Source organism: Aquibacillus kalidii (genome assembly GCF_014280935.1).
GTDB classification, from domain to species: Bacteria; Bacillota; Bacilli; order Bacillales; family Amphibacillaceae; genus Aquibacillus_D; species Aquibacillus_D kalidii.
Window position 1 is genome coordinate 33,954 of the sequence record NZ_JACLZI010000038.1, and the last position, 21,715, is coordinate 55,668.

Genomic DNA, 21,715 nt, shown 5'->3' on the forward strand with positions numbered 1-21,715 from the left:
GTACCATGGTATCGTAAATCATGCGATTTAATCGCTATTTTTTTATATGAAAGGAAAGGACAGCATCCTATTAGGTAAGCTGTCCTTTATAAAACTTATTTTACTCAATTTCTTGCTTATCAGAATAACCAAACATCCACGTAAGCACAAACGCGACAGCAATGGCAATTATATTGACAAGTAAGTAAAGAAGTATCTGTCCATTTAGATATAGTAAAGTACCTGGAATTACTGTGATAGACATCCCTGTTGCTTCAAGGTTAAACAATGATGCAAAGAATCCCCCAACAGCTCCACCGATAATACCCATGAAAAATGGCTTAACAAAACGAAGGTTAACACCGAAAATAGCTGGTTCGGTTATACCTAAAAAGGCTGAGAAAGACGATGGAAGTGCTAGTGCTTTTAATTTAGCTGATTTAGTTTTTAAACCTACCGCTAACGCAGCACCACCTTGTGCAGCTATAGATGCTGTGATAATGGCATTAAACGGATTATTTCCAAACTTCTCTAGTAACTGTATTTCCAACAAATTAAAGATATGGTGAACACCTGTGACTACTATAACTTGGTGTAGCAATCCTATTAATAAACCACCTAATCCAAGTGGTAATCCTATCACTGCAAGCGTTCCTTCTAGAATCCAATCTTCTACAGTGTGAAATATTGGTCCAATTATGAATAAAGATACAGTGATCATTACTAATAACGTTAGAAAAGGTGTAATAATAAGATCTAATGCTTCCGGAACTCGTTTACGGATGGTTCGTTCCAACCTAGCACCTAATATCCCCGCAAAGAAAGCTGGTAAAACTGATCCTTGGTAACCGACTACAGGGATGAAGCCCATAAAATAAATTGGTTCTACTCCTCCACCTGCAACACCCCACGCATTTGGTAAGGAAGGACTAACCAACATCAACCCAAGAATTAGACCAATAATTGGCGTTCCACCAAATACACGAAAGGCAGACCAGGCAATTAGTGCAGGTAAAAAGATAAAGGCAGTGTCTGTTAAAATTTCAGTAAACAAAAGAAAGTTATCTGAAATATCAGCTGGTACTAAACCGAACCACGAAAGGACTTCTTCTTGCATGACTAAACCACGGAGCCCCATAAATAAACCAGTTGCAACTAATACAGGAATAATCGGAACGAAAACATCACCTAAAGATCTAATTGATCTTTGGAAAACGTTACCACTTTTCTTGGCCTCTTTCGCTTGTTCTGATTTTGTGGAACCGTCAACGCCTAGCTTTTCCACTTCCTCATAGACACGATTAACTGTTCCAGTACCTAAAATAATTTGATACTGACCAGAGTTAAAGAAAGCTCCTTTTACCTTATCAATTTGTTCTACTTTTTCCTGGTCAATTTTTTCTTTATCGTTGACCATGATGCGGAGTCTAGTAGCACAATGTGCAGCTGATGAAATATTTTCCTTCCCTCCAACAGCCTCTAATATTTCTTGCGCAATTTTACGATTTTCTGACATTACTTTCACTCCTGACTTTTTGTGGAATCGATTCCATATTAAGCATAAAATAATAATATAAATTAACTAAAGACTTCCTAGGTGTAATCGATTACACAAGTTGTATAAAATGATGTGTGGAATCGATTACACACATCATCATACACTATCTCTTTCTAAAAGTCTATAACTTAATACAACTTTTTCTTTTCCCTTATGATTCTCCGTGATTTTATTGATTAATAGTTGCGCCGCTTCCCGTCCGGCCGCTTCATTTAAATAATCAATCGTTGTCAGAGGTGGCGTAACATACTTTGACATTTCTGAGGCACCAACCCCAGCTATTGCTATATCTTCTGGTATTTTAAAATGATATTGATTCAAATACCTCATCGCCCCAACTGCCAATCGATCAGTAACGGCGAATACTGCTGTTGGCAATTCCAAGGAATCTTTAAACATTCTTGCTACTGCCTCATAACCAGATTCAATATTGAATACACCTTTTTGAACCCAAGCATCTTCTACCGTTATTTTCGCTTGCTTCATTTCATCTAGAAATGCCTTTTTACGCAGATAACCAACCGCTCTATCTGATTCATCAACACCAATAAAGCCAATTCTGCTATGACCTTTATCAATAAGAAGGCGCGTCATGTCCCGTGCTGCATTATAATCATCGAACAGTACATTAGTTACCCCATCAAATTCTTGTCCTATAGCTACAAATGGGATGTTTAATTGCGAAATCTTCTCCAATAATTCATCGTTCACATTAGTAGCAGCAAGAATAATTCCATCTACTTGCCTTACCTTTAACAGATTAATAAATTCAATTTCCTTATGTTTTTCATGATTCGTATTTGCCAAAAGTATCTGATAACCTTCTTGTGCTAGCACTTCGTCCATACCGGCAACTAATCTACCAGAAGTTTCGGTTTTTATTGTTGGGAGAATTACACCAATTACTTTAGTCTTTTTTGTTCTAAGAGATTTGGCTTGCTGACTAGGAACATATCCTGTTTCCTCTATCACCTTTAATATCTTTGTTCTTGCGTCCTCACTAACATATCCTGAATTATTTAAAACACGAGAAACCGTTGTTCTCGATACATTTGCCATAGCTGCTATTTCATTTATCGTTGTCACATTAATCCCACCTAAATCAACCATTTATCCCTATTATACACCAAAATATTTATAGGAAGTTTCCTCCATGTTACACCTACTACTTTTTAATAAACGCTCATTTGCAAACTTGTGTTGCGTTTTGGAATGATGAAGTTGAGATAAACTCGCCAGTAACTAACTTTTTACAATCCTAATAAATACTGATCCACCGTTCCAGAAATATACTACGCTTTCCGCGGGCTCGCGCAGGAGTCTCCGTATATTTCCTCCACTAGCATAACTTTCATAAAAAGAGAGATGTGCATTTAACTAATTCATTTCAGTTACTAAGCCAAAATTGACTAGATAACACCATCTAGCGTATGCAGAATACGTAGACTCTTCGAAAATAAAACCCAATTTTCTTCGTGCGATGTATCGCTTCCGTAGCATTCCTTGTCTCATGGGAACAGCGCGCGTCTGAAGACCCAGTAAGAGCGTTCCTTGCGTCACGGGAAGACTTGTGGCCGTGCCCACGAAAAGCGGAGTATTCTACCGAAGCGAGTGTATAGCACTCATCCATAAGTATTTATTATTTCGCATTCTATAGATATTGTAACAAAGGCAACAATTGTTAGGAATGGAGCCTTTAATGAAGATTTTTTGGCATAGACTGTCTTGTTTGCCGCTGTGTTTTGTCAATAATCTACTTAATTACTATTCACGGTTACGATAGAATCACCTCCTATCTCTATTAAATAGGAAGATAATTCTAGTAGAGAAGGAGCCTTTGGATTGAGGTTTTCTCTATTTTTTCAGTAAATCATGTTTAACATAAAACCAAACAAGGTATAGCCATTACTAAGAGATAGTTAAACTATCTACTCTATTATTAAACTAGGAGGCTAACATATTTTTTATCTAGCATCTGAAATAGTAAAGCTTAACTTACAAGCAACTGATGGTGAGCTAGGTAAAGTGAAAGACATTTATTTCGATGATCAACATTGGACAGTACGATATTTCGTTGTAGATTCAAACAAGTGGTTACCAGGAAAGAAAGTTCTTCTCTCCCCTATCTCCTTTGATTATGTAGATATGGGAAATGAAACAGTTTCTGTATTGGCTTCAAAAGAAACGGTTAAAAATGCCCCGAACCAGCACGAACATGAGCCCGTTTCAAAACAAGTAGAAATGGACTTAACAAACTATTATGGTTGGCCGCCATACTGGTCTGGATATGGTGGTACCTTGCCGTGGGGTGGGTATGGAAATCCTCTAACATTATTAGAGACATATGACCCAAATGCTAGGCATGACGACTTCACCCTTGAAAACCGCGAAGATTATCATTTAAGAAGTGCCAAGGAAATTCAAGGGGATTTATTTGGATATACAGTAGAAACAGAAAACGGCGAGATTGGCTACGTCTCTGATTTAGTGATAGACGAGTCTAGTTGGAAAGTATCCTATTTAGTTATTGACACGAAGAAGAAACTTCTCGATAGTAATTTCAGATTTCTGCCAATCGAGAATATTAAAGAGATAAGCTGGCAGGATAGAAAAATTGTCATAGATCCTAATGTAACAGAACAACAAATTAACCAGGTATCGATTTAATTAGTACCTTTTGTCAAGGTGTACGAATTTGACGATCACTTCTTACACCGCAATCACAAACGTATAAATACCATAAAAAAGGAACAGCTCCTAAACCGACAGAGGGAGCTGTTCCTTTTTGTTACATTGCTTCTATATCTAAATTATTTCCACTAAACTGGCTATTATACAAGTCTGCATAAAAGCCTTTTTGATCAAGAAGCTCTTGATGGGTTCCTTGTTCAATAACATTTCCCTTATCCATAACTAGAATTATATCTGCATCTTTGATCGTGGAAAGTCTGTGGGCAATCACAAAACTTGTTCGATCCTTCATTAATTTGTTCATAGCATTTTGAATAAACTTCTCTGTTCTCGTATCTACGCTACTAGTTGCTTCATCAAGGATCATAATGGTTGGATCAGCCAAAATCGCCCGAGCAATTGTTATCAATTGCTTTTGCCCTTGTGAAATGTTCGAGGCCTCTTCATTTAAAATCGTATCATAACCGTCCGGTAGTGTTCGGATAAAGTGATCAGCATGGGCTGCCTTTGCAGCTTGAACTATCTCCATTTCGGTAACATTGTCTTTTCCATAGGCAATGTTATCTCGAATCGTACCATTAAAGAGCCAGGTGTCTTGGAGGACCATCCCGAACATACTCCTTAAATTATCTCTTTTTAGATTTTTGATATCAATACCATCAATCAAAATTTTGCCATCGTTTATATCATAGAAACGCATTAATAAATTTATAAGTGTCGTCTTTCCAGCACCAGTTGGTCCCACAATAGCAACAGTTTGACCACTTTTCACGTCAATGTTCATACCTTCTATAATCATTTCATCTGATTTGTACCCAAATGTTACACGTTCGAAGCTTACGTTTCCTTTAGGCTTAGGAAGCACCATTGCATCTGCTCGTTCTTCAGGCATTTCCTCTTCATCTAAGATCTCGAAAACACGTTCTGCGGAAGCGATCGTAGACTGAATAATATTAGAGATATTTGCAGCCTGTGTAATTGGTTGAGAGAACTGTCTTGCATATTGAATAAATGCCTGAATACCTCCAATTTGTATCGTGCCACGTGTTACGAGTACACCACCGACCACGCAGACAAGCACATATCCTATGTTATTTACGAGTGCCATAAGTGGTTGAATGATTCCGGATACATATTGTGCTTTCCACCCGGATTTGTAAAGTTCTTCATTAATCTTATCAAATTCTTCTACCGCAATTTTTTCACGTTGAAAAGCTTTAATAACTGTATGTCCTGTATACATTTCTTCTACATGTCCATTCAAGTCACCTAAAGATTTCTGCTGCCCCTTAAAGTACCCTTGAGATTTTTTTATAATCAAGGCTGTTATAACAAAACTTAATGGTAGTGTTAAAATGACGATCACTGTCATTAACGGACTTATAGTCAGCATCATAATAATTATTCCAATAATCGTTACAACAGATGTAATAACCTGGGTTAAACTTTGTTGCAATGTATTGCTGATGTTATCAATATCGTTAACAGCACGACTTAATATATCACCGTGAGAACGTGAATCTAAGAACTTCAACGGCAGCCTGTTGACCTTCTCATTAATTTCCTTACGTAGTTGATAAACAATATTCTGCGAAACATTGACCATTATAAATTGTTGGATATAACTAAATGCAGCACTAAGTAAATACAACCCTATTAAAATTATTAATATGCGCCCAATATAGTTAAAATCAATTGATGCACCTGCGATTCCATTTAACTTCGCCATTAACCCTTCAAAAATCTTGGTTGTTACTTCTCCTAGTATTTTCGGACTTAATATAGTAAAAATTGTACTAATAATGGCTGCGATTAAAACAAGAAATAGTCTTACCTTATGAGGGGCTAGATAGCTAATCAGCCGTTTCAGTGTCCCTTTAAAATCTTTTGCCTTTTGGACTGGCATACCTAATCCCACACCATTGGAATGGTTCTTTTCTTGTTTTCTATCCTTACTCATGCGCTCTCCTCCTCGGACAACTGTGTGGATACTATTTCTTGATAGACATCACAGGTTTTCATCAATTCTTTGTGGGTACCAATCCCTGCTACTTCCCCTTCGTCTAATACAATAATGCGATCTGCATCCATTACGGTTGCAACTCTTTGAGCTACAATGAAAACAGTAGCTTGCTTTATTTCTGCAGAAAGTGCTTTACGAAGTTTTGCCTCCGTTTTAAAGTCAAGTGCAGAGAAACTATCATCAAGCAGATAAATCTCAGGTTTCTTTACAATTGTTCTGGCAATGGAAAGACGTTGTTTCTGTCCGCCGGATACGTTAGAACCACCCTGTGTGATTAAAGAATCAAAACCTTCTTTCATTTCTGATACGAATTCTGTTGCCTGCGCGACTGCTGCGGCATGTTTGACGTCTTCCTCTGTTGCTTCTTGTTTTCCATACCGAATATTCTCAGCAACTGTTCCTGTAAATAACGTTGCCTTCTGAGGGGTTAGTCCAATTTTTTTTCGTAAATCCTCTTGGGAAAGCTTACGAACATCTACTTCGTCGATTAAAATACTACCACTATCAATATCGTAAAATCGTGGGATCAGACTAATCAAGGTGGATTTCCCTGCACCAGTGCCTCCAATTATTGCTGTTACTTCACCAGGTTTGGCCTCAAATGTAATATCTACTAATGCTGGTTTTTCAGCTCCTGGATAGCTGAAAGTCACATGATCAAAAGTAACGTAACCATATTTTGCTGATGTTTCACTCGGTTCTTTATGGTCTTTTATTTCTAATTCCATATCAAGTACTTCATTTATTCTCGTTGCAGAGACCTGTGCTCTAGGAATCATAACAAAAATAATCGATACCATGATAAACGAAAACATGATTTGCATTCCATATTGTATAAATGCCATCAGATCCCCAACTTGCATCGCACCATTATCGATACGAATGCTTCCAAACCAAATAATTGCAACAGTTGAGAAGTTTAATATAATCATCATAATCGGCATCATAGACGCCATTAATTTATTAACTTTTGTGGCTGTATCCATAAAATCACGGTTCGTTTCGTCGTATCGTTTTATTTCATACTTATCGCGATTAAAGGAACGAATGACACGAATCCCCGTTAAGTATTCTCGAAACACAAGATTCAAGCGATCTAGTTTTTTCTGCATCACTTTAAACAAAGGCATACCTTTCATCGCTACTAACGAAATAGTTAACATAAGTATTGGTATTACTACGACAAAAACTAACGACAGCTTGACATCTTTAGAAACCGCCATGATAATTCCACCAATTGCCATCATTGGTGCCGTAATCATCATTCTTAACATCATGATTAATACCTGTTGAATTTGATTAATGTCGTTCGTCGTTCTCGTTATTAAGGAGGCGGTTCCAATTTTATTGAATTCTTGAAGTGAAAACTTTTCTACATACGTAAACACTCTTTTTCTTAAATCTCTACCAAACCCAACTGCCACCTTTGCAGAAAAGTAACTTGCAAGAACGGAAGTCACCATGGTTGCTACTGAGACAAGTAGCATAAATAAACCAATTTTTATAATGTAGGCAATATCCTCATTTACAATCCCTTTGTCCACAATATCTGCCATCAATGTAGGAAGATATAATTGGGATAAGGTTTGTAAAAATACTAGTATTAGGACAAGACTTACAAACCATTTGTAAGTTTTAAGCATTTTTAATAACTTCAACATAAGTATCATCTCCGTTTGATTAAAGCCTTCCTTAGCGACTGTTTAAATCTTTATAATAGACAAACACCTTATCTAAAAGTCCAATAAGCTGTTCACTTTCCTCTTCACCTAAGTAATCAATTAGCCCATTGATTGATGTGACATACATGTTAAAAGCTTTTACCGTTACAGCAATTCCTTGATCGGTTAACTTCACTTGGGATGATCTTCTATCTTCTTTATTAACCGTTCGTTCTACATACCCCTTCTCTTCTAGACGATTGATAATTTGTGTAACGGTTGGGGAAGTTACTCGGAGTATATCCCTTACCTCTGAAACCGTCTCGTACCCCTTTTTTATACAGAATAACACTTGAACTTCACTTGGCTTTAAGTCTCCTACAGTATGCTTATTCCAATCTACCTTCTTAAACTGAGAAAAAGCATGAATTAACCGCTGTTCCCTAGAATCCTCACTCCATAAATCCAAAAATACTCACCCCTAATCACCTTTTGATATAGTTAGGTTCCCTAACTAATTATATCAGAAAAGCGGTGCCTGTCACCACCCGAGTTTTGTTGATTTGTGTCGATGTTGTGTTTTTGTTTGGTGCTCTATTCTTCGTATATTCTCGTACTGCTACATAAATCAAGCTCTGTCCTCTTCTCAAACATATATCTCATTATGGTACCGCTTACCATGACTATCTTTCCAATTTGCATACGACTTACGTAAAACCCCTTGAACTAATAGCGTGAGATGTTAAGCTATAAGTCGATAAACAAAACCTTTTAAAGGAGCGTTTTCTCATTTTGAAAAACCAAAAAATAGCATTTTTAGGCGCAGGAAATATGGCAGAAGCAATGATATCCGGTTATATCCAATCAGGTAAAGTTTCTCCCGAAAATATTACTGTGACTAACAGAAGTAATCAAGAAAGATTAGTGGAATTAAACGTAAAATATGGCATTAAAGCTATAACTAAAGATGAATTAGACTATAAAAATATAGATATCTTTATATTGGCCATGAAGCCAAAAGACATTGACGTAGTTCTCTCCGATCTTAGTAATAAAATCTCTAGCAACCAATTACTCGTTTCTGTATTAGCAGGTGTTTCTACAAGCTATATGGAAGACAAACTAACAACAGGACAGCAAGTAGTTCGAGTAATGCCTAACACATCTAGCATGATCAGAGAATCAGCAACAGCTGTTTCCCCGGGCTCGCACTCGACAATGGAGCAAGTAAAAATCATAAAAGAACTAATGAAATGTATCGGTGAAGCCTATATTATTGATGAAGAAATGATGGATGTTTACACAGGTATTGCGGGTAGTGGACCTGCTTATTTCTATAACCTAATGGAGCACATCGAAGAAGTTGGGACCCAAGCAGGATTGGAAGCCGATGTAGTTCGTAAAATAGGCGCACAAACTATGCTCGGGGCTGCCAAAATGGTACTCAAGGGTGAGAATACACCAACTGAGCTACGAAAAAAAGTAACTTCACCGAACGGTACAACTGCTGCTGGGTTAGACGCTCTGGATGAACATGGTGGCGGGTTAGCAATGATTGAAGCCATACATGCTGCCTCTGCTCGTTCTAAAGAGTTACAACAACAATTAGAAAAAAGTTTTGTCACGCAAAAGTAACGATTTTTTTACAACAGCGTGTTTATCCCTCTGTAATATGGGGTAATTACAATCTATCTACAAAATGGATTATAAAATATAGGAGATACAGATACATTACTAAATTAAACTGTATCTCCTTTTATCTGTCCAAAGGCCTCCTCTGAAAATTTGTTTACTCCATGAGGCTTTTACTAAACATTCATTAATCAGTGAATTTAACGTGATCTAATAAACAAGGAGTGTTAACGTGACATCTGAGAAGGATTCGAAACGCATTGTTATCAAAATAGGAAGTAGTTCTCTAACTAGCATTAATGGTGAAGTAAGCCGGAGAAAATTAGAAAAAATAGCTGAAGAAGTAGTACATCTTAAAGAAGATGGTTTTGAAGTCTTACTTGTTTCTTCAGGTGCTGTTGCAGCAGGCTACCGGAAGCTTGGGTGCCTCACAAGACCTGAATCCCTAGCTGAAAAGCAAGCATCTGCCTCTATTGGTCAAGGGCTACTCATTGAATCATATTCAGATATCTTCTTATCGCATGGCTATGTAGCTTCACAAATTCTAATTACACGGGACGATTTTACCGACGAATTACGATACAACAATGCACGAAATACCATAAATGTTCTGTTAGAAAGAGGAATTATTCCGATCGTAAATGAAAATGACACCATCTCCATGGATTTTCTACGATTTGGTGATAATGACACCCTTTCTGCAAAAGTTGCTAGTCTAGTAGACGCAGATCAGTTAATCATCCTTTCAGATATTGATGGCCTATATGATGCAGATCCACGAGAAAACGAACATGCAAAGTTACTACGAGAAGTAAATGAAATAACACCTGCTATTGAAGCAGCAGCTGGAGATCCAGGAAGTGCGAATGGTACAGGTGGCATGAAGTCAAAAATAGATGCTGTCAAAATTGCTTTAGCTTCTGGGATTTCTACGTTCTTAGGAAAAGCTACAACACCTACTATTATATATGATTCCGTCTATCAGAATGCAAAAGGAACTTACTTTAAACCTAAATCTAACAGCCCAAACTTAACAAGTAAGGAGCGTTGGATTGCCTTCAATTCTGGTCCAGAGGGTAAAATCATTATTAATGACCGTGTAAAAAAGGCAATTATGAAAAACGGAACCAGCCTAAAGCCAACTGACGTCGATAGTGTTAGCGGACACTTTGATCAAGGTGCAGTCGTAAATATTCTCGACACAGAAGAAAATACAATTGGTCTCGGTGTTATGAATTACTCCTCTGATGCGATCAACCAAATTATTCACAAGACAGAAAGACATCTATTAACTTATGAGAAAGTTGCAATTGAAAGCGATCATTTCGTCTGTCATTTACATTCAGAAGTACTGTCAACAATATAAAAAAATATGGAGGGATTTGATGGCCGTTACGGCAGCCAATATAAATGTTCAACAACAAGCTAAGTCAGCCAAAAAAGCTCAAAAGGAATTATCTTTATTAACGACTGAAGAAAAAAATGTAGCACTACAAAAATTAGCGGACGTTCTCGAGAAAGACTACCAAACTATCCTTGAGGCAAACAAAGAGGATTTGGAAACAGGTCGCCAAAAAGGGTGTGATGAAGCGTTCATGGACCGTCTAACTTTAACCAAGGAAAGAATTGAAGATTTTGCGCAAGGTTTAAGAGATGTTTCTAGATTAGAGGATCCGACTGGGGTCATCCATTCAGACTGGACACTAGAAAATGGATTAAAGGTTCAAAAGGTTGCTGTACCTCTTGGTGTAATTGGAATGATTTATGAAGCACGACCTAATGTGACCGTTGATGCGACTGGTCTAGCACTTAAATCAGGAAATGCAATTATCTTAAAAGGTGGCTCTTCTGCCATTTCATCCAACAAAGTAATTGTTGACGTAATACACCGTGGATTAGAGCAAACAAAGATTCCTAAAGAAGCTGTACAATTTATCAACAGTACCGATCGCGAAGCAACACAACAGCTTTTCACTATGAAGCAGCATATTGACGTGCTAATTCCAAGGGGTGGCGGCAAGCTAATTCAAGCTGTCGTTAATAACGCTACTGTTCCTGTTCTCGAAACAGGTGTAGGTAACTGTCATCTCTATATTCATAAAGATGCGGATGTGAACAAGGCTTTAGACATCCTTATCAACGCTAAAACAGACAGACCTGCCGTTTGTAATGCGCTAGAAACAGCTATTATTGATAAAGATTGGTTAGCATCAAATAAGGATGATTTAATAGATGCTTTGAAGGAGCATAACATACAAATTCACGGAGATGAAACGGCACAGAAATTCATTCCTGGAACGATCGCTGCTACTGAATCTGACTGGGCCAATGAATATCTTAGTACAGATCTCGCGATAAAAACAGTGACTAGCTTATCAGAAGCGGTTGACCACATTGAATTATACGGAACGAAACACTCGGAAGCTATCGTGACAGAAAACAAAGAAACTGCTGCTCTCTTTATGAAATTAGTGGATGCAGCCGCGTTGTATCATAACGCGTCTACCCGTTTCACGGACGGTGGCGCTCTAGGATTTGGTGCAGAAATTGGAATCTCCACCCAAAAACTACACGCACGCGGGCCAATGGGACTACCATCTTTGACTACAGTTAAATACATGATGCATGGAGATGGACAGATTAGATAAAATGAAAAGACAGGAATTCGGCTTCTACAAGCCAATTCCTGTCTTTTTTGCTACTCCCTACATTTTCTATTAATTATACTAGCTAAGATTCTGAATAGATTCCTATTTGAAGCAAATAATATTAATAATAAATAAATCATGGAGGGAACTTGATGGAAGAAAAGGTAAGATTAACCTCCTCCGAAATATCAGTTATGTGGAGTAGTTATCAGAATAACAGCTTTTCTATTTGCACTTTAAATCATTTCTTAGCAAATGTTGATGATCCTAACATTAGATCCGTTCTACAGTATTCATATGAAATAAGTGAAGAAAACCTACAAAAAACCAGAAAAATATTAATGAAAGATAACCAACCTATTCCAATTGGATTTACTAAAGATGATGTAAATCAGTCTGCTCCGCGTCTTTATTCAGATGCGTTCTATCTATACTACCTAAAGAACATGGCCAAAGTGGGCATTTCCGTTTACGGAATAGCTCTAACAACGACAGCGCGTTCAGACGTTAGAAGTATGTTAAGCGAAGCAATAAAAACTTCTACAGAATTATATAATCGGACAACGGATGTTTTAGTAGAAAAAGGTTTATTCATTCGATCACCTTTTGTCACAACACCTGATCATGTTGACTTTATTGAAAAGAAGGATTATTTAGGTAGTCCTTTTAACCTTATTAACAATAACAGGCCCTTAAATGTAGTAGAGATTACTCATATTGAAGCAAATATCGAAGCGAATATAGTTGGTAAAGTTCTTTTATCTGGACTTAGCCATGTAGCTAAAACTAAGCAAGTGAGCCAATACTGTAATAGAGGTAAAGAAATTGCCAACAAACATGTAAACGTATTTACAGACATGTTAGCTAACGATGAACTTCCTACTCCAATGCCTTGGGACATAGAAGTTACCGATTCAACCACATCACCCTTTTCAGACAAATTAATTATGTTCCATACAACCTTAATGATAGCATCAAGTATCTCTAATTATGCTACTTCTGCTGCAGCAAGTTTACGGACAGACATTTCAGCATCATATATTCGTTTATCAGGAGAAACAGCTTTATACTCTAAAGATGGTATTAATATAATGATAAAAAATCATTGGCTGGAGCAACCACCCCAGATACCAGATCACAAAAGGCTAGGTAAGAATTAAAAGGTTCTTTTAAATTGGAACAGGAGAATTTCTCCTTTTTGCATGAAGGCACTTCCTCACACTTTATTGCTTTCAAAATGACGCAGTTGAGAGAATGTAGCTTTATTTCCAGTGTTCATTTTAAATAGTGGAGTGCAGATGCACGCTGTGGAGAAACACTCGCTTTCCGTGGAGAACAATTCGTGTGTCCGAAGATCCCCAAAGAGCGTACTTTACGTCACTGGAAGGCTAGAGGCCGTGCCCACGGAAAGCGTAGTGTTCTATCGAAGCGAGTTAAAGCACTCATCCAAAGAATATTTATTACTGCAGAGACTATAATCATTGTGACAATAGCAATAACAATTTTGAAAGAGCCTAAAAATTAATCCTTTTTAATCGCTTCAGTTAAGCCCTCATCATCCAAGAGTTCAAATTTCGCTATTTTACCTTCTTCATATATATGTGTTTTGCCTATCACTTCAGCTATTTTCGGTTCCTCATTCTCAGTTACATACTCGACCTCAACAGTAAAATCATAGGCACCCTTTGTATCTTTGTCGGAACTGATATCCATTTTTTTAACTTTCAATTCATAGTTGTTTGCATTTGCTATTCCTTGAAAATACAATGCATGAGCACCAATAAAAGCATTGTACCCTTTGTCAGTAAAATAAGAGCCGTATAATTCATGTAGGTATTGGTCTAATTCCGAAGTAGAAATAGGAGAAGAAACGTTTTCATCATCGCTAATGACGGTGGTATTTTCAGGGGAGTTCATTAACTTGGTTAGCTTGGGATCTGGTACAGTAAATTGTTGGTTTAAAACTTCTTTTATGGTTTCTTCATTTTCACTTTTTGGATCCTGTTTCGTAGTATTAGAGTCTGAACAACTAACAAGAAGTGATAAGACAAATATAATAAGCAAGGATCTCCATTTTATTAAAGGGGGAAAAATATCAATCATCCTTTCTTTCATTTTTGAGTAATAAGCTTATCTCTAGTTTAGCATGAATTCCCACTTTTTTACATATATAATTGGTACCACTTTTACAAATTATATTTTATAACATTCCAGCAGAGTTTATTAAGGAAAGCCTTCCCTAACGTAAACAATGAACAAAAGCGCAGAGCGCCGGTAAGCGACGTACGGACTGGACTGAGCCGTAGGAGATAAAGGCAACACGGTGAACGAAGTGAACCGATGTTAACTTATCGTACGAAGGCGAGGGAAGTCTCGCTAGTCGCTGGCGCTCGGAGCTGGATGAGGCTAATCTTGCAGGTTATCCACATTTAGCAGATTTTATAAATTCCTAAACTACAAAAAAATGGCCACTACTAACGTAATGGCCACTCCTCACCTAGATACTCTCTTGTTTTAAAGCATCGATAATATTTTCCTTCTTTACTTTCTTTGCGGAATATAACATCGCAGAACCAACGACAATAAATATCGCTATACCTACATATAACGCACTTAACCAAGGAAACTCGAAATTGTATTCGAATGTGCCCATTAATGACCAGTAAATGAGTCCCATTACGACTATACTAATTGGTATACCGTACACCAAAGCCTTTATTCCATAGAAAATACTCTCGTAGTTAATCATTCTATTAAAGCCTTTTGGTGTCATTCCAACAGACTTTAACATAGCAAATTCCCTTTTTCGTAACGAAATACTTGTTGATATAGTATTAAAGATATTCGCTACAGAAATTGCTGTTATTAAGGCGATAAATCCATACGCAAAAACGGACAATAGTAATATCAATTGTTCTTCCTGCTGCCTGTTTTTGAACACGTTATAAACATACATATTACTATCTTTCAAATTTTCAATATCAGCTTGGGTTTCCATAGGATCTGAACTCGTCAAAAAGAGAAAAGAGCTCGTTATGTTATTATCTTTTACTAATTGGTTAAAGTCTTCATTGTTTACAATAACATCGAGAGCACCAAGGTAACCTGCATCAATTCCCATAGGCTTTATATCAGTTAATGCAACAACCTCCACATTACCAAGTTGCTCACTTTCTTCCGTTTCATAATCGTAAGACTCTAAAACTAACGATTCCCCTATTTTGGTGTGTATCGAACGTGTTTCGATAAGTTTACGACTATTAGGATCTTGATATGAAACTTTATTTATAATAATGGCTTTAAGAGTTTGAGCATCAGTCGTACTAGATAAATCTACTCCAACTTTTTCCGCATATTCCTTAAAGCTATTTTGATCAAGTCCGCTTAGCGTAATATCATAAGGATATTTTCCATTTTTTATAGCTTCACTGTCTTGTTCTAAATTCTCTTTTAGCTTCTCTGGCAATCCTTCCTCACTAATCCATGATCGTAAAGAAATTTCTTGCAAAATGGTATGATCAGTAATGTATTTAGCCTCAGCTAGAGTTTCTAACTTAGTGGTATCTTTTTTATCACTAGCAATTTGGATATCATAGTTTATGTTTTGTTGAGATAGCTCCAACGATTTTTCAAGACTTTCTGTAAAATAAGACACAGATAAGAAAAGAACAATACTTATCACAAGTGAAAAAACAGTTGCTTGATATCTCTTTTTATTTCTTTTTAAATTCTTCAAGCCAATTTCAGCTTCAATGCCAAAAAGTTTACGAACTAACTTGGATGTTTTTACCTTTTTTTCAGTTAATTTCACATCGTGCGTCTGTCGAATAGCATCAATCGCGGATACCTTTGATGCTCTCCTAGCCGGACTGTATGTGGAAATAAAAATAGTGACAATCGATACCACACAAGCAACTAATATAGACATAGGCGTTGCTATAACTTTAAATTTTTGTGAAATACCTAATGCTCCATCAATAAATGTATTAATGAAGTAAAACGTAATTGCCATTCCGCCTAGACCAGCAATAACACCAATTGGGATACTGATAAGCCCAATAATGGCTCCTTCAAAAAATACAGAGTTTCGCTTCTGTTTCTTCGTTGCCCCAACACTTGCTAGCATCCCCAAATGTCTGGAACGTTCTGATACGCTTATCGCAAACGCATTGTAAATCAATGCTACAGAACCGATAAAGATAACAACCATAATAATTCCAACTAAAGAGAACAACGTCGTTCGAAGGCTATCATTATCAGTGACACCATATAAACGGAGCAATGCGTCATTATAGCCTATATTCTCAATATCATGCTCTTCTGCTAGTTGCTCACTATGTTTAAATAGGGAATTACTCACTTTATCTAAGGTGACAATCGCATTCACCTTATCACTTTCACCTAGTGCGCTTTGGTCAATATATGTGATGGCCGTATATCCTGGAGACCACGTTGGTTCCCATGTTGGACGTTTGATAAATCCAACAATTGTATAGGAGTTAGAATGCATAGAATCCAATGTCTCTTGAACTTCCCCATCAATCAATTGTAATGGGTCATTCTGAGTTAAGGTTACTTCATCATCTACCATTTTCCTCTGGCCGATGCTTAACGTTACTTTATCACCAAGCTCATACTTCTCTTCAGATATTTTTCTAACTTCCTCATTCATAACTAGCTCTTGAGCTGATTTCGGAAGTCTCCCACTACTTAGATCAATTGGAAACGTTTCAAAACCATTTTGGTTATAGCCCTTAATGAACAAATATGGTTTGCTTTCATTGTCCGAACCTTCTAAACTGGCATAACCATTATCCTTACTAATTACGAGCTTGCTTGTGGCAGCATCCTTTTCTATCGCCTCTAATTGCTCACGGTTTACATCCTTGTATTGAACGTGCCAATCCCCGTTTTCTGCAATCGATTGTCGTTTCATTATATCTATAAAAGAAACACCTAGCGTTGCAACTGCAGTTATCATCGCAACAGAAATTATTACACCAAAAATAGTTACGAGTGTTCGTCTTTTGTTCTTCTTCAAATGTCTTACGGTAAGTTTGTTGATAATGTTCACGGACGAATCACCTCGTCCTTGGCAACTGTGCCATCCTCAATCGAAATCACACGATCAGCTTGTAATGCAATCCGTTCGTCATGCGTAATAACGATCAATGTTTGGTTATAAGTCTTGTTAAACATTTTTAACAATTCTATTATTTCACTACTATTCTTACTATCTAAATTTCCAGTAGGTTCATCTGCTAACATAATAGCGGGATTACTAATTAAGGCCCGACCAATGGACACACGTTGCTGTTGACCACCCGACAATTGGTTTGGGAGATGATTCAATCTTGCTTGTAAACCTAAAATATTAACAATGTCACTCAGTTGCTTATCATCTACCTTGTGTTCATCCAGTAGCATGGGTAATGTAATATTTTCCTCAACGGTTAAAATAGGGATCAAATTATAGAATTGATAAATTAATCCAATCTGCCTTCTTCTGAAAATCGCTAACTGGGTCTCATTTAGTTGGTAGATATCTGTGTTGTCAACGAGCACCTTCCCACTTGTTGGGCGATCAACCCCACCGAGTAAGTGAAGCAATGTCGATTTTCCAGATCCAGACGGTCCGATAATGGCAACAAATTCTCCTTTTTTTACTGAAAAGGAAACATTGTCAAGCGCTTTAACAGCTGTCTCCCCTTTGCCATATTCTTTAGACAGATTTTCTATTTTTAATATATCCATGTTCATTCCTCCATTTAGTTGATGTTGCGTTTAGTATATCTGTCTAAAATGACTTTAAGGTGACTCTAAAGTGACAGTTTAGTCACTTTAGATGTTAGAACAGCGCTTTTACATAACTTGTACTTTTATTAATAATTCAGATGAAATCTCTAGTAACTTACTTCTTACAACCCCTTTTCACGAAGAAAATCGTAATGATTGAAAAGGATTAGAAGAATTTGTTGCGACGCATTCTATAGATCTTGCTGTAAGGTATCTAGAAAAGGTCTTCTATATAATTTGTTTATAAAATTTAATAATAAAGCTCGTGCCTTTTCCCTCTTCACTTACCACTTCGATATCTCCATTTTGACTAGTGATAATGCTATATGCCATTGCAAGACCGATCCCAACACTTTCTTCACCAGCATTTTTTCCTTTGTAGAACCTTTTAAAAATATAAGGAAGCTCTTGCTTTGGAATACCTTTCCCGTTGTCGACAATCTTCATTTCAGTAAACAAGGCATTTTCCGAGTAGAAGATACCTATCTCACCATTTTCTGGAGTATGCTCTACACAGTTTTTTAAAATATTGATTATTGCTTCCGCTGTCCAATTAATATCCCCAATAAATGTGACATCCTCATCACCCGTATAATGCAAGAACTGTTGTTTTATATCAACTGGAATAAGTACAGGCTCCATTGCCTTTTGAATAAGGTTACGTACTACGATGGTTTCTTTTTTAAACAATGCAGTACCAGCATCTATTTTAGAAAGCTTCAGCAAAGACGTAACAAGCCATTCAATCCTCTCTAATTGCTTTTGGATGTTATATGTAAACTCGTTTCTTTTTTCTTTCGGCATGTTAGGGTCACTAAGTAAATCAGCCATTACCATCATGGAAGTGAGTGGAGTTTTCAATTGATGGGAAATGTCAGAAATCGCATTCGTCAACTGAAGTTTATCTCGCTCTAATTGGGAACCTTGCTCAGAAAGCATCAGCGTAACTTTGTAAATATCATTTTTCAATATACTAAGCTCGCCCTCATAATTGTCACGGACGTCAAGTGTATAATCCCCACTAGTAATTCTCCTTAAAAAACCAGAAAGCCGCGCAATTTCACGGTAGCGCCAAGCTGTAAACAGGAGAGTGGCAATAATTAGTAGTACCGAGGTTAATATAAGAATGGCAGCAAACTTTGTTGAGAAAAACACGAATGTGATCGTAGTCATCAAAATACTGATAAAACCGAGAACCATTACTAGCCATTTAATTTCACTGTTTCTGAACAATTTAATCACCAACCTTATAGCCGAGACCACGTACCGTTTGAATAAGCCTTGGTTTTTGAGGGTTGTCCTCCAATTTTTCCCTTAGCCTTTTGATGTACACCGTTAATGTATTATCATTTACAAAGTCACCAGCAACATCCCAGATTCGTTCTAAAAGTTGGTTTCTAGTAAGTACTTGTCCAATATGATTAGCGAAAATTAGTAGTAACCTATATTCCAATGCAGTCATCAAAATCTCTTGGCCGTTTTTATAGACTTTTCCTTCTGTTGTATTAATTCGGACGTTAGCTATGTCAATGTGGTTACTTGTTTGCGCTTGTTTGTTATATCTGCGAAGTACAGATTTTATCCGAGACAATAGTTCCCTAACACGAAATGGTTTCGTTATGTAGTCATCGGCCCCCATATCAAGTCCCATCACAACGTTTACTTCATCATCAAATGCAGTCAAAAAGATAACTGGTTTGTCACCTTGTTTTTTGACCAATTCACATAAATCATATCCACTACCGTCTGGTAATGATAAGTCAAACAAAAATAAATCAATCTCTTTCATTAGCTCTGTTACTATCTTTGTTGCAGTTTCTTTATTATGACAAAGGATGGTAGTATAGCCTTCTTGTCGCAGGGAATATTCCAATCCAGAAGCAATAGTTCTGTCATCTTCAACCAATAAAATCTTCACATTGATTCACCTCATTCTTACCATATTGTATCTTATATATATGTTAAAACTGAAGTTAAAAAAATGAAAGGAATCAGAATAATTCTGACCCCTTTCATTTTAGTTAGTTTTTTGCAAATTCCCCGTCAACTTCAACAGTCTCATAGACGTTTATAAATGCTCGCTGATCATGCTTACGTACTATTTTCTTGATTTGAAGTGTTTCATAACGAGTGACTACCATCATCAATATTTGCTTTTTCTCTTCTGTGTATCCTCCATACCCTTCCATAACCGTAATACCACGGTAGATGGACTCGATTAGCTCTTTTCTAATAGCATCACCTTTGGAAGTAACAATCTGCATCGTTAGCTTTATGTGACTGGTGTGGATTGTATCGATAACCCTTCCTGTTAAATAGATGGATAACAGCGTGTACAATGCAATTTCCCAACCAAAAAAGGCTCCGGATACAAGAACAATAACCCCATTCATTGCAGTAAGCAAAAGACCTACACTAACATTACTTGTTCTAGTAATAAGAATGGCAATAATATCTAATCCACCTGATGTTCCAGAGTATTTCAAAATTAACCCGATCCCGATCCCGCTAATAATCCCTCCAAATAAGGTGGAAAGAAGGATATTATCGGTTACTGTAACGACTGGCAAAACGTAAAGGAAAAGTGAAAGCGACACAACACACGTAACCGTATTAACCGTTATAGTCTTACCTAATTTATAATACCCTAAAATAATCAATGGCAGATTAAGTACTAAGTTTAGTAGCCCTATATCTAACGGAGTAATAATTCCAATTAATATAGCAATTCCACTAACACCGCTGCTTAAAATACCATATGGAACTAAAAAGAAGTTAAATGCAAAGGCAATAATTAAAGAGCCTATTACTACAATTATATATTTCATCAACAATAAACCTCCTGCAGCATCGATTAGCAGAAATAAGAGTGCGAATAATTTTTCGTTTCATTTTTAGATTAATGTCATAAAAACAAGTATGTGATGGGTATGAGTAATTAATACCGTAATTTTAATAAAACTTCCCGAATTGCCTCATCATTCATCACTGTATCACGGTATTTCCGCGTAATTTCTGTTAACGCTACATCATGATAGAAAAATTCCGTAAAAAACTTCACTAATGAACGGGATTTAGTTCTGATTGCATACCATTCATCATCTTCAACTCCTGCAAATACCATTTCCTCTTCATCTACAATTAGTATCCGACTACGCTCTAGCGTCTCATGGTGTTCATCAGGAATTAGAGTAGAAACGTTCGGAATGTTAGTGTTCATATCACCAATTACATGGATGTTCACATCTATTCCTTGTTGATACTTTATCTCTAATAACGAAAGGAAATGGACCAAATCGTCCTCCCATCCAGAAATAAAGATGGATGATTCCGCTTGATTAAGTAAATCCTTCAATGAACTTCTAATTGTTTGATCCTCTTTAAAAGACCATACACGATCATCAATCGGCGTTTGCTTAATTTTTGTTTCTTTTAACTTTTTAATGTTACTTTCAAAATCAATCTTTAGCTTTTCTATAACAGACTCTAACGGTAACGCTATGTACAGTCTTTTTTTCTCCATTGTGGATTCAAAAATAAGACCTTTTTCTAATAAACGATGCAAAACCTCATAAACCTTAGTGCGTGGAACACCAGATCTTTTAACTATGCCAGTAGCATCTAATGGTTGGTCTATTGTAACAAGCGCTTGATAAATTTGACTTTCATATTGCGTAAAACCAAATTGTTGTAGCATTAGCTTTTCTCCTCATTTTTTTCTTAACCC

Annotated in this window: 17 protein-coding genes; 5 read left to right on the top strand and 12 right to left on the bottom strand. The window is 36.8% G+C overall.

Annotation, left to right across the window (positions count from 1 at the left end; genetic code table 11):
* Window positions 1-100: 100 nt before the first annotated feature.
* Together H7K77_RS10940 and H7K77_RS10945 are read right to left on the bottom strand one after the other, a co-directional pair.
* Window positions 101-1,495 (bottom strand): sucrose-specific PTS transporter subunit IIBC, encoded by a 1,395-nt coding sequence (locus H7K77_RS10940; RefSeq protein WP_186577882.1) that lies wholly within the window; start codon window positions 1,493-1,495, stop codon window positions 101-103.
* 138 nt (window positions 1,496-1,633) lie between these two features.
* A complete protein-coding gene (locus H7K77_RS10945) occupies window positions 1,634-2,623 on the bottom strand; it encodes a LacI family DNA-binding transcriptional regulator (RefSeq protein WP_186577883.1) in 990 nt (329 codons plus the stop codon).
* Between the two features lie 873 nt (window positions 2,624-3,496).
* Between H7K77_RS10945 and H7K77_RS21730 the strand changes: the two genes are divergently transcribed.
* Window positions 3,497-4,204 (top strand): PRC-barrel domain-containing protein, encoded by a 708-nt coding sequence (locus H7K77_RS21730; RefSeq protein ID WP_328701094.1) that lies wholly within the window; start codon window positions 3,497-3,499, stop codon window positions 4,202-4,204.
* A 121-nt stretch (window positions 4,205-4,325) separates the two neighbouring features.
* Here the strand turns inward: H7K77_RS21730 and H7K77_RS10955 are convergent, their stop codons facing one another.
* From H7K77_RS10955 to H7K77_RS10965, 3 genes are read right to left on the bottom strand one after another with little or no spacing between them, the layout of a single operon-like run.
* Window positions 4,326-6,188 (bottom strand): ABC transporter ATP-binding protein, encoded by a 1,863-nt coding sequence (locus H7K77_RS10955; protein WP_186577885.1) that lies wholly within the window; start codon window positions 6,186-6,188, stop codon window positions 4,326-4,328.
* Entirely contained in the window at window positions 6,185-7,912 is a 1,728-nt protein-coding gene (locus H7K77_RS10960; RefSeq protein ID WP_186577886.1) for an ABC transporter ATP-binding protein, read from the bottom strand. The genes H7K77_RS10955 and H7K77_RS10960 overlap by 4 nt, the downstream gene beginning before the upstream one ends.
* A gap of 31 nt (window positions 7,913-7,943) precedes the next feature.
* The gene (locus tag H7K77_RS10965; protein WP_186577887.1) at window positions 7,944-8,381 is read right to left on the bottom strand and encodes a MarR family winged helix-turn-helix transcriptional regulator; all 438 of its coding nucleotides are present in this window, start codon (window positions 8,379-8,381) and stop codon (window positions 7,944-7,946) included.
* Between the two features lie 323 nt (window positions 8,382-8,704).
* On the opposite strand from H7K77_RS10965, the gene proC reads away from it, so the two are divergent.
* The 4 genes from proC (at window position 8,705) to H7K77_RS10985 (ending at window position 13,352) form a co-directional block, all read left to right on the top strand.
* Window positions 8,705-9,547, top strand: coding sequence for a pyrroline-5-carboxylate reductase (gene proC, locus H7K77_RS10970; protein ID WP_186577888.1), 843 nt, complete (start codon window positions 8,705-8,707; stop codon window positions 9,545-9,547).
* 229 nt (window positions 9,548-9,776) lie between these two features.
* Window positions 9,777-10,910 carry a glutamate 5-kinase gene (gene proB / locus H7K77_RS10975; RefSeq protein ID WP_186577889.1) on the top strand — a complete coding sequence of 378 codons (1,134 nt, stop codon included), beginning with the start codon at window positions 9,777-9,779 and terminating at the stop codon, window positions 10,908-10,910.
* Window positions 10,911-10,929: 19 nt separating this feature from the next.
* Window positions 10,930-12,192, top strand: a complete 1,263-nt coding sequence (locus H7K77_RS10980) for a glutamate-5-semialdehyde dehydrogenase (RefSeq protein WP_186577890.1) — start codon at window positions 10,930-10,932, stop codon at window positions 12,190-12,192.
* Window positions 12,193-12,344: 152 nt separating this feature from the next.
* Complete coding sequence (locus H7K77_RS10985; RefSeq protein WP_186577891.1) at window positions 12,345-13,352, top strand: DUF3231 family protein; 1,008 nt, start codon at window positions 12,345-12,347, stop codon at window positions 13,350-13,352.
* A gap of 361 nt (window positions 13,353-13,713) precedes the next feature.
* Here the strand turns inward: H7K77_RS10985 and H7K77_RS10995 are convergent, their stop codons facing one another.
* The 7 genes from H7K77_RS10995 to H7K77_RS11025 form a co-directional block, all read right to left on the bottom strand.
* Window positions 13,714-14,256 (bottom strand): hypothetical protein, encoded by a 543-nt coding sequence (locus H7K77_RS10995; RefSeq protein ID WP_222599331.1) that lies wholly within the window; start codon window positions 14,254-14,256, stop codon window positions 13,714-13,716.
* A 433-nt stretch (window positions 14,257-14,689) separates the two neighbouring features.
* Window positions 14,690-17,266, bottom strand: coding sequence for an ABC transporter permease (locus H7K77_RS11000; RefSeq protein ID WP_186577894.1), 2,577 nt, complete (start codon window positions 17,264-17,266; stop codon window positions 14,690-14,692).
* Complete coding sequence (locus H7K77_RS11005; RefSeq protein WP_186577895.1) at window positions 17,263-17,946, bottom strand: ABC transporter ATP-binding protein; 684 nt, start codon at window positions 17,944-17,946, stop codon at window positions 17,263-17,265. Before H7K77_RS11005 ends, H7K77_RS11000 begins: the two co-directional genes overlap by 4 nt.
* 270 nt (window positions 17,947-18,216) lie before the next feature.
* A complete protein-coding gene (locus H7K77_RS11010) occupies window positions 18,217-19,221 on the bottom strand; it encodes a sensor histidine kinase (RefSeq protein ID WP_186577896.1) in 1,005 nt (334 codons plus the stop codon).
* A gap of 1 nt (window position 19,222) precedes the next feature.
* Window positions 19,223-19,906 carry a response regulator transcription factor gene (locus H7K77_RS11015; RefSeq protein ID WP_186577897.1) on the bottom strand — a complete coding sequence of 228 codons (684 nt, stop codon included), beginning with the start codon at window positions 19,904-19,906 and terminating at the stop codon, window positions 19,223-19,225.
* A 103-nt stretch (window positions 19,907-20,009) separates the two neighbouring features.
* Window positions 20,010-20,816: a YitT family protein gene (locus tag H7K77_RS11020; RefSeq protein ID WP_186577912.1), complete on the bottom strand. Its 807-nt coding sequence runs from the start codon at window positions 20,814-20,816 to the stop codon at window positions 20,010-20,012.
* Window positions 20,817-20,926: 110 nt separating this feature from the next.
* On the bottom strand, window positions 20,927-21,685 hold the full coding sequence (locus H7K77_RS11025) for a TrmB family transcriptional regulator (RefSeq protein WP_186577898.1): 759 nt from the start codon (window positions 21,683-21,685) through the stop codon (window positions 20,927-20,929).
* Window positions 21,686-21,715: the final 30 nt, after the last annotated feature.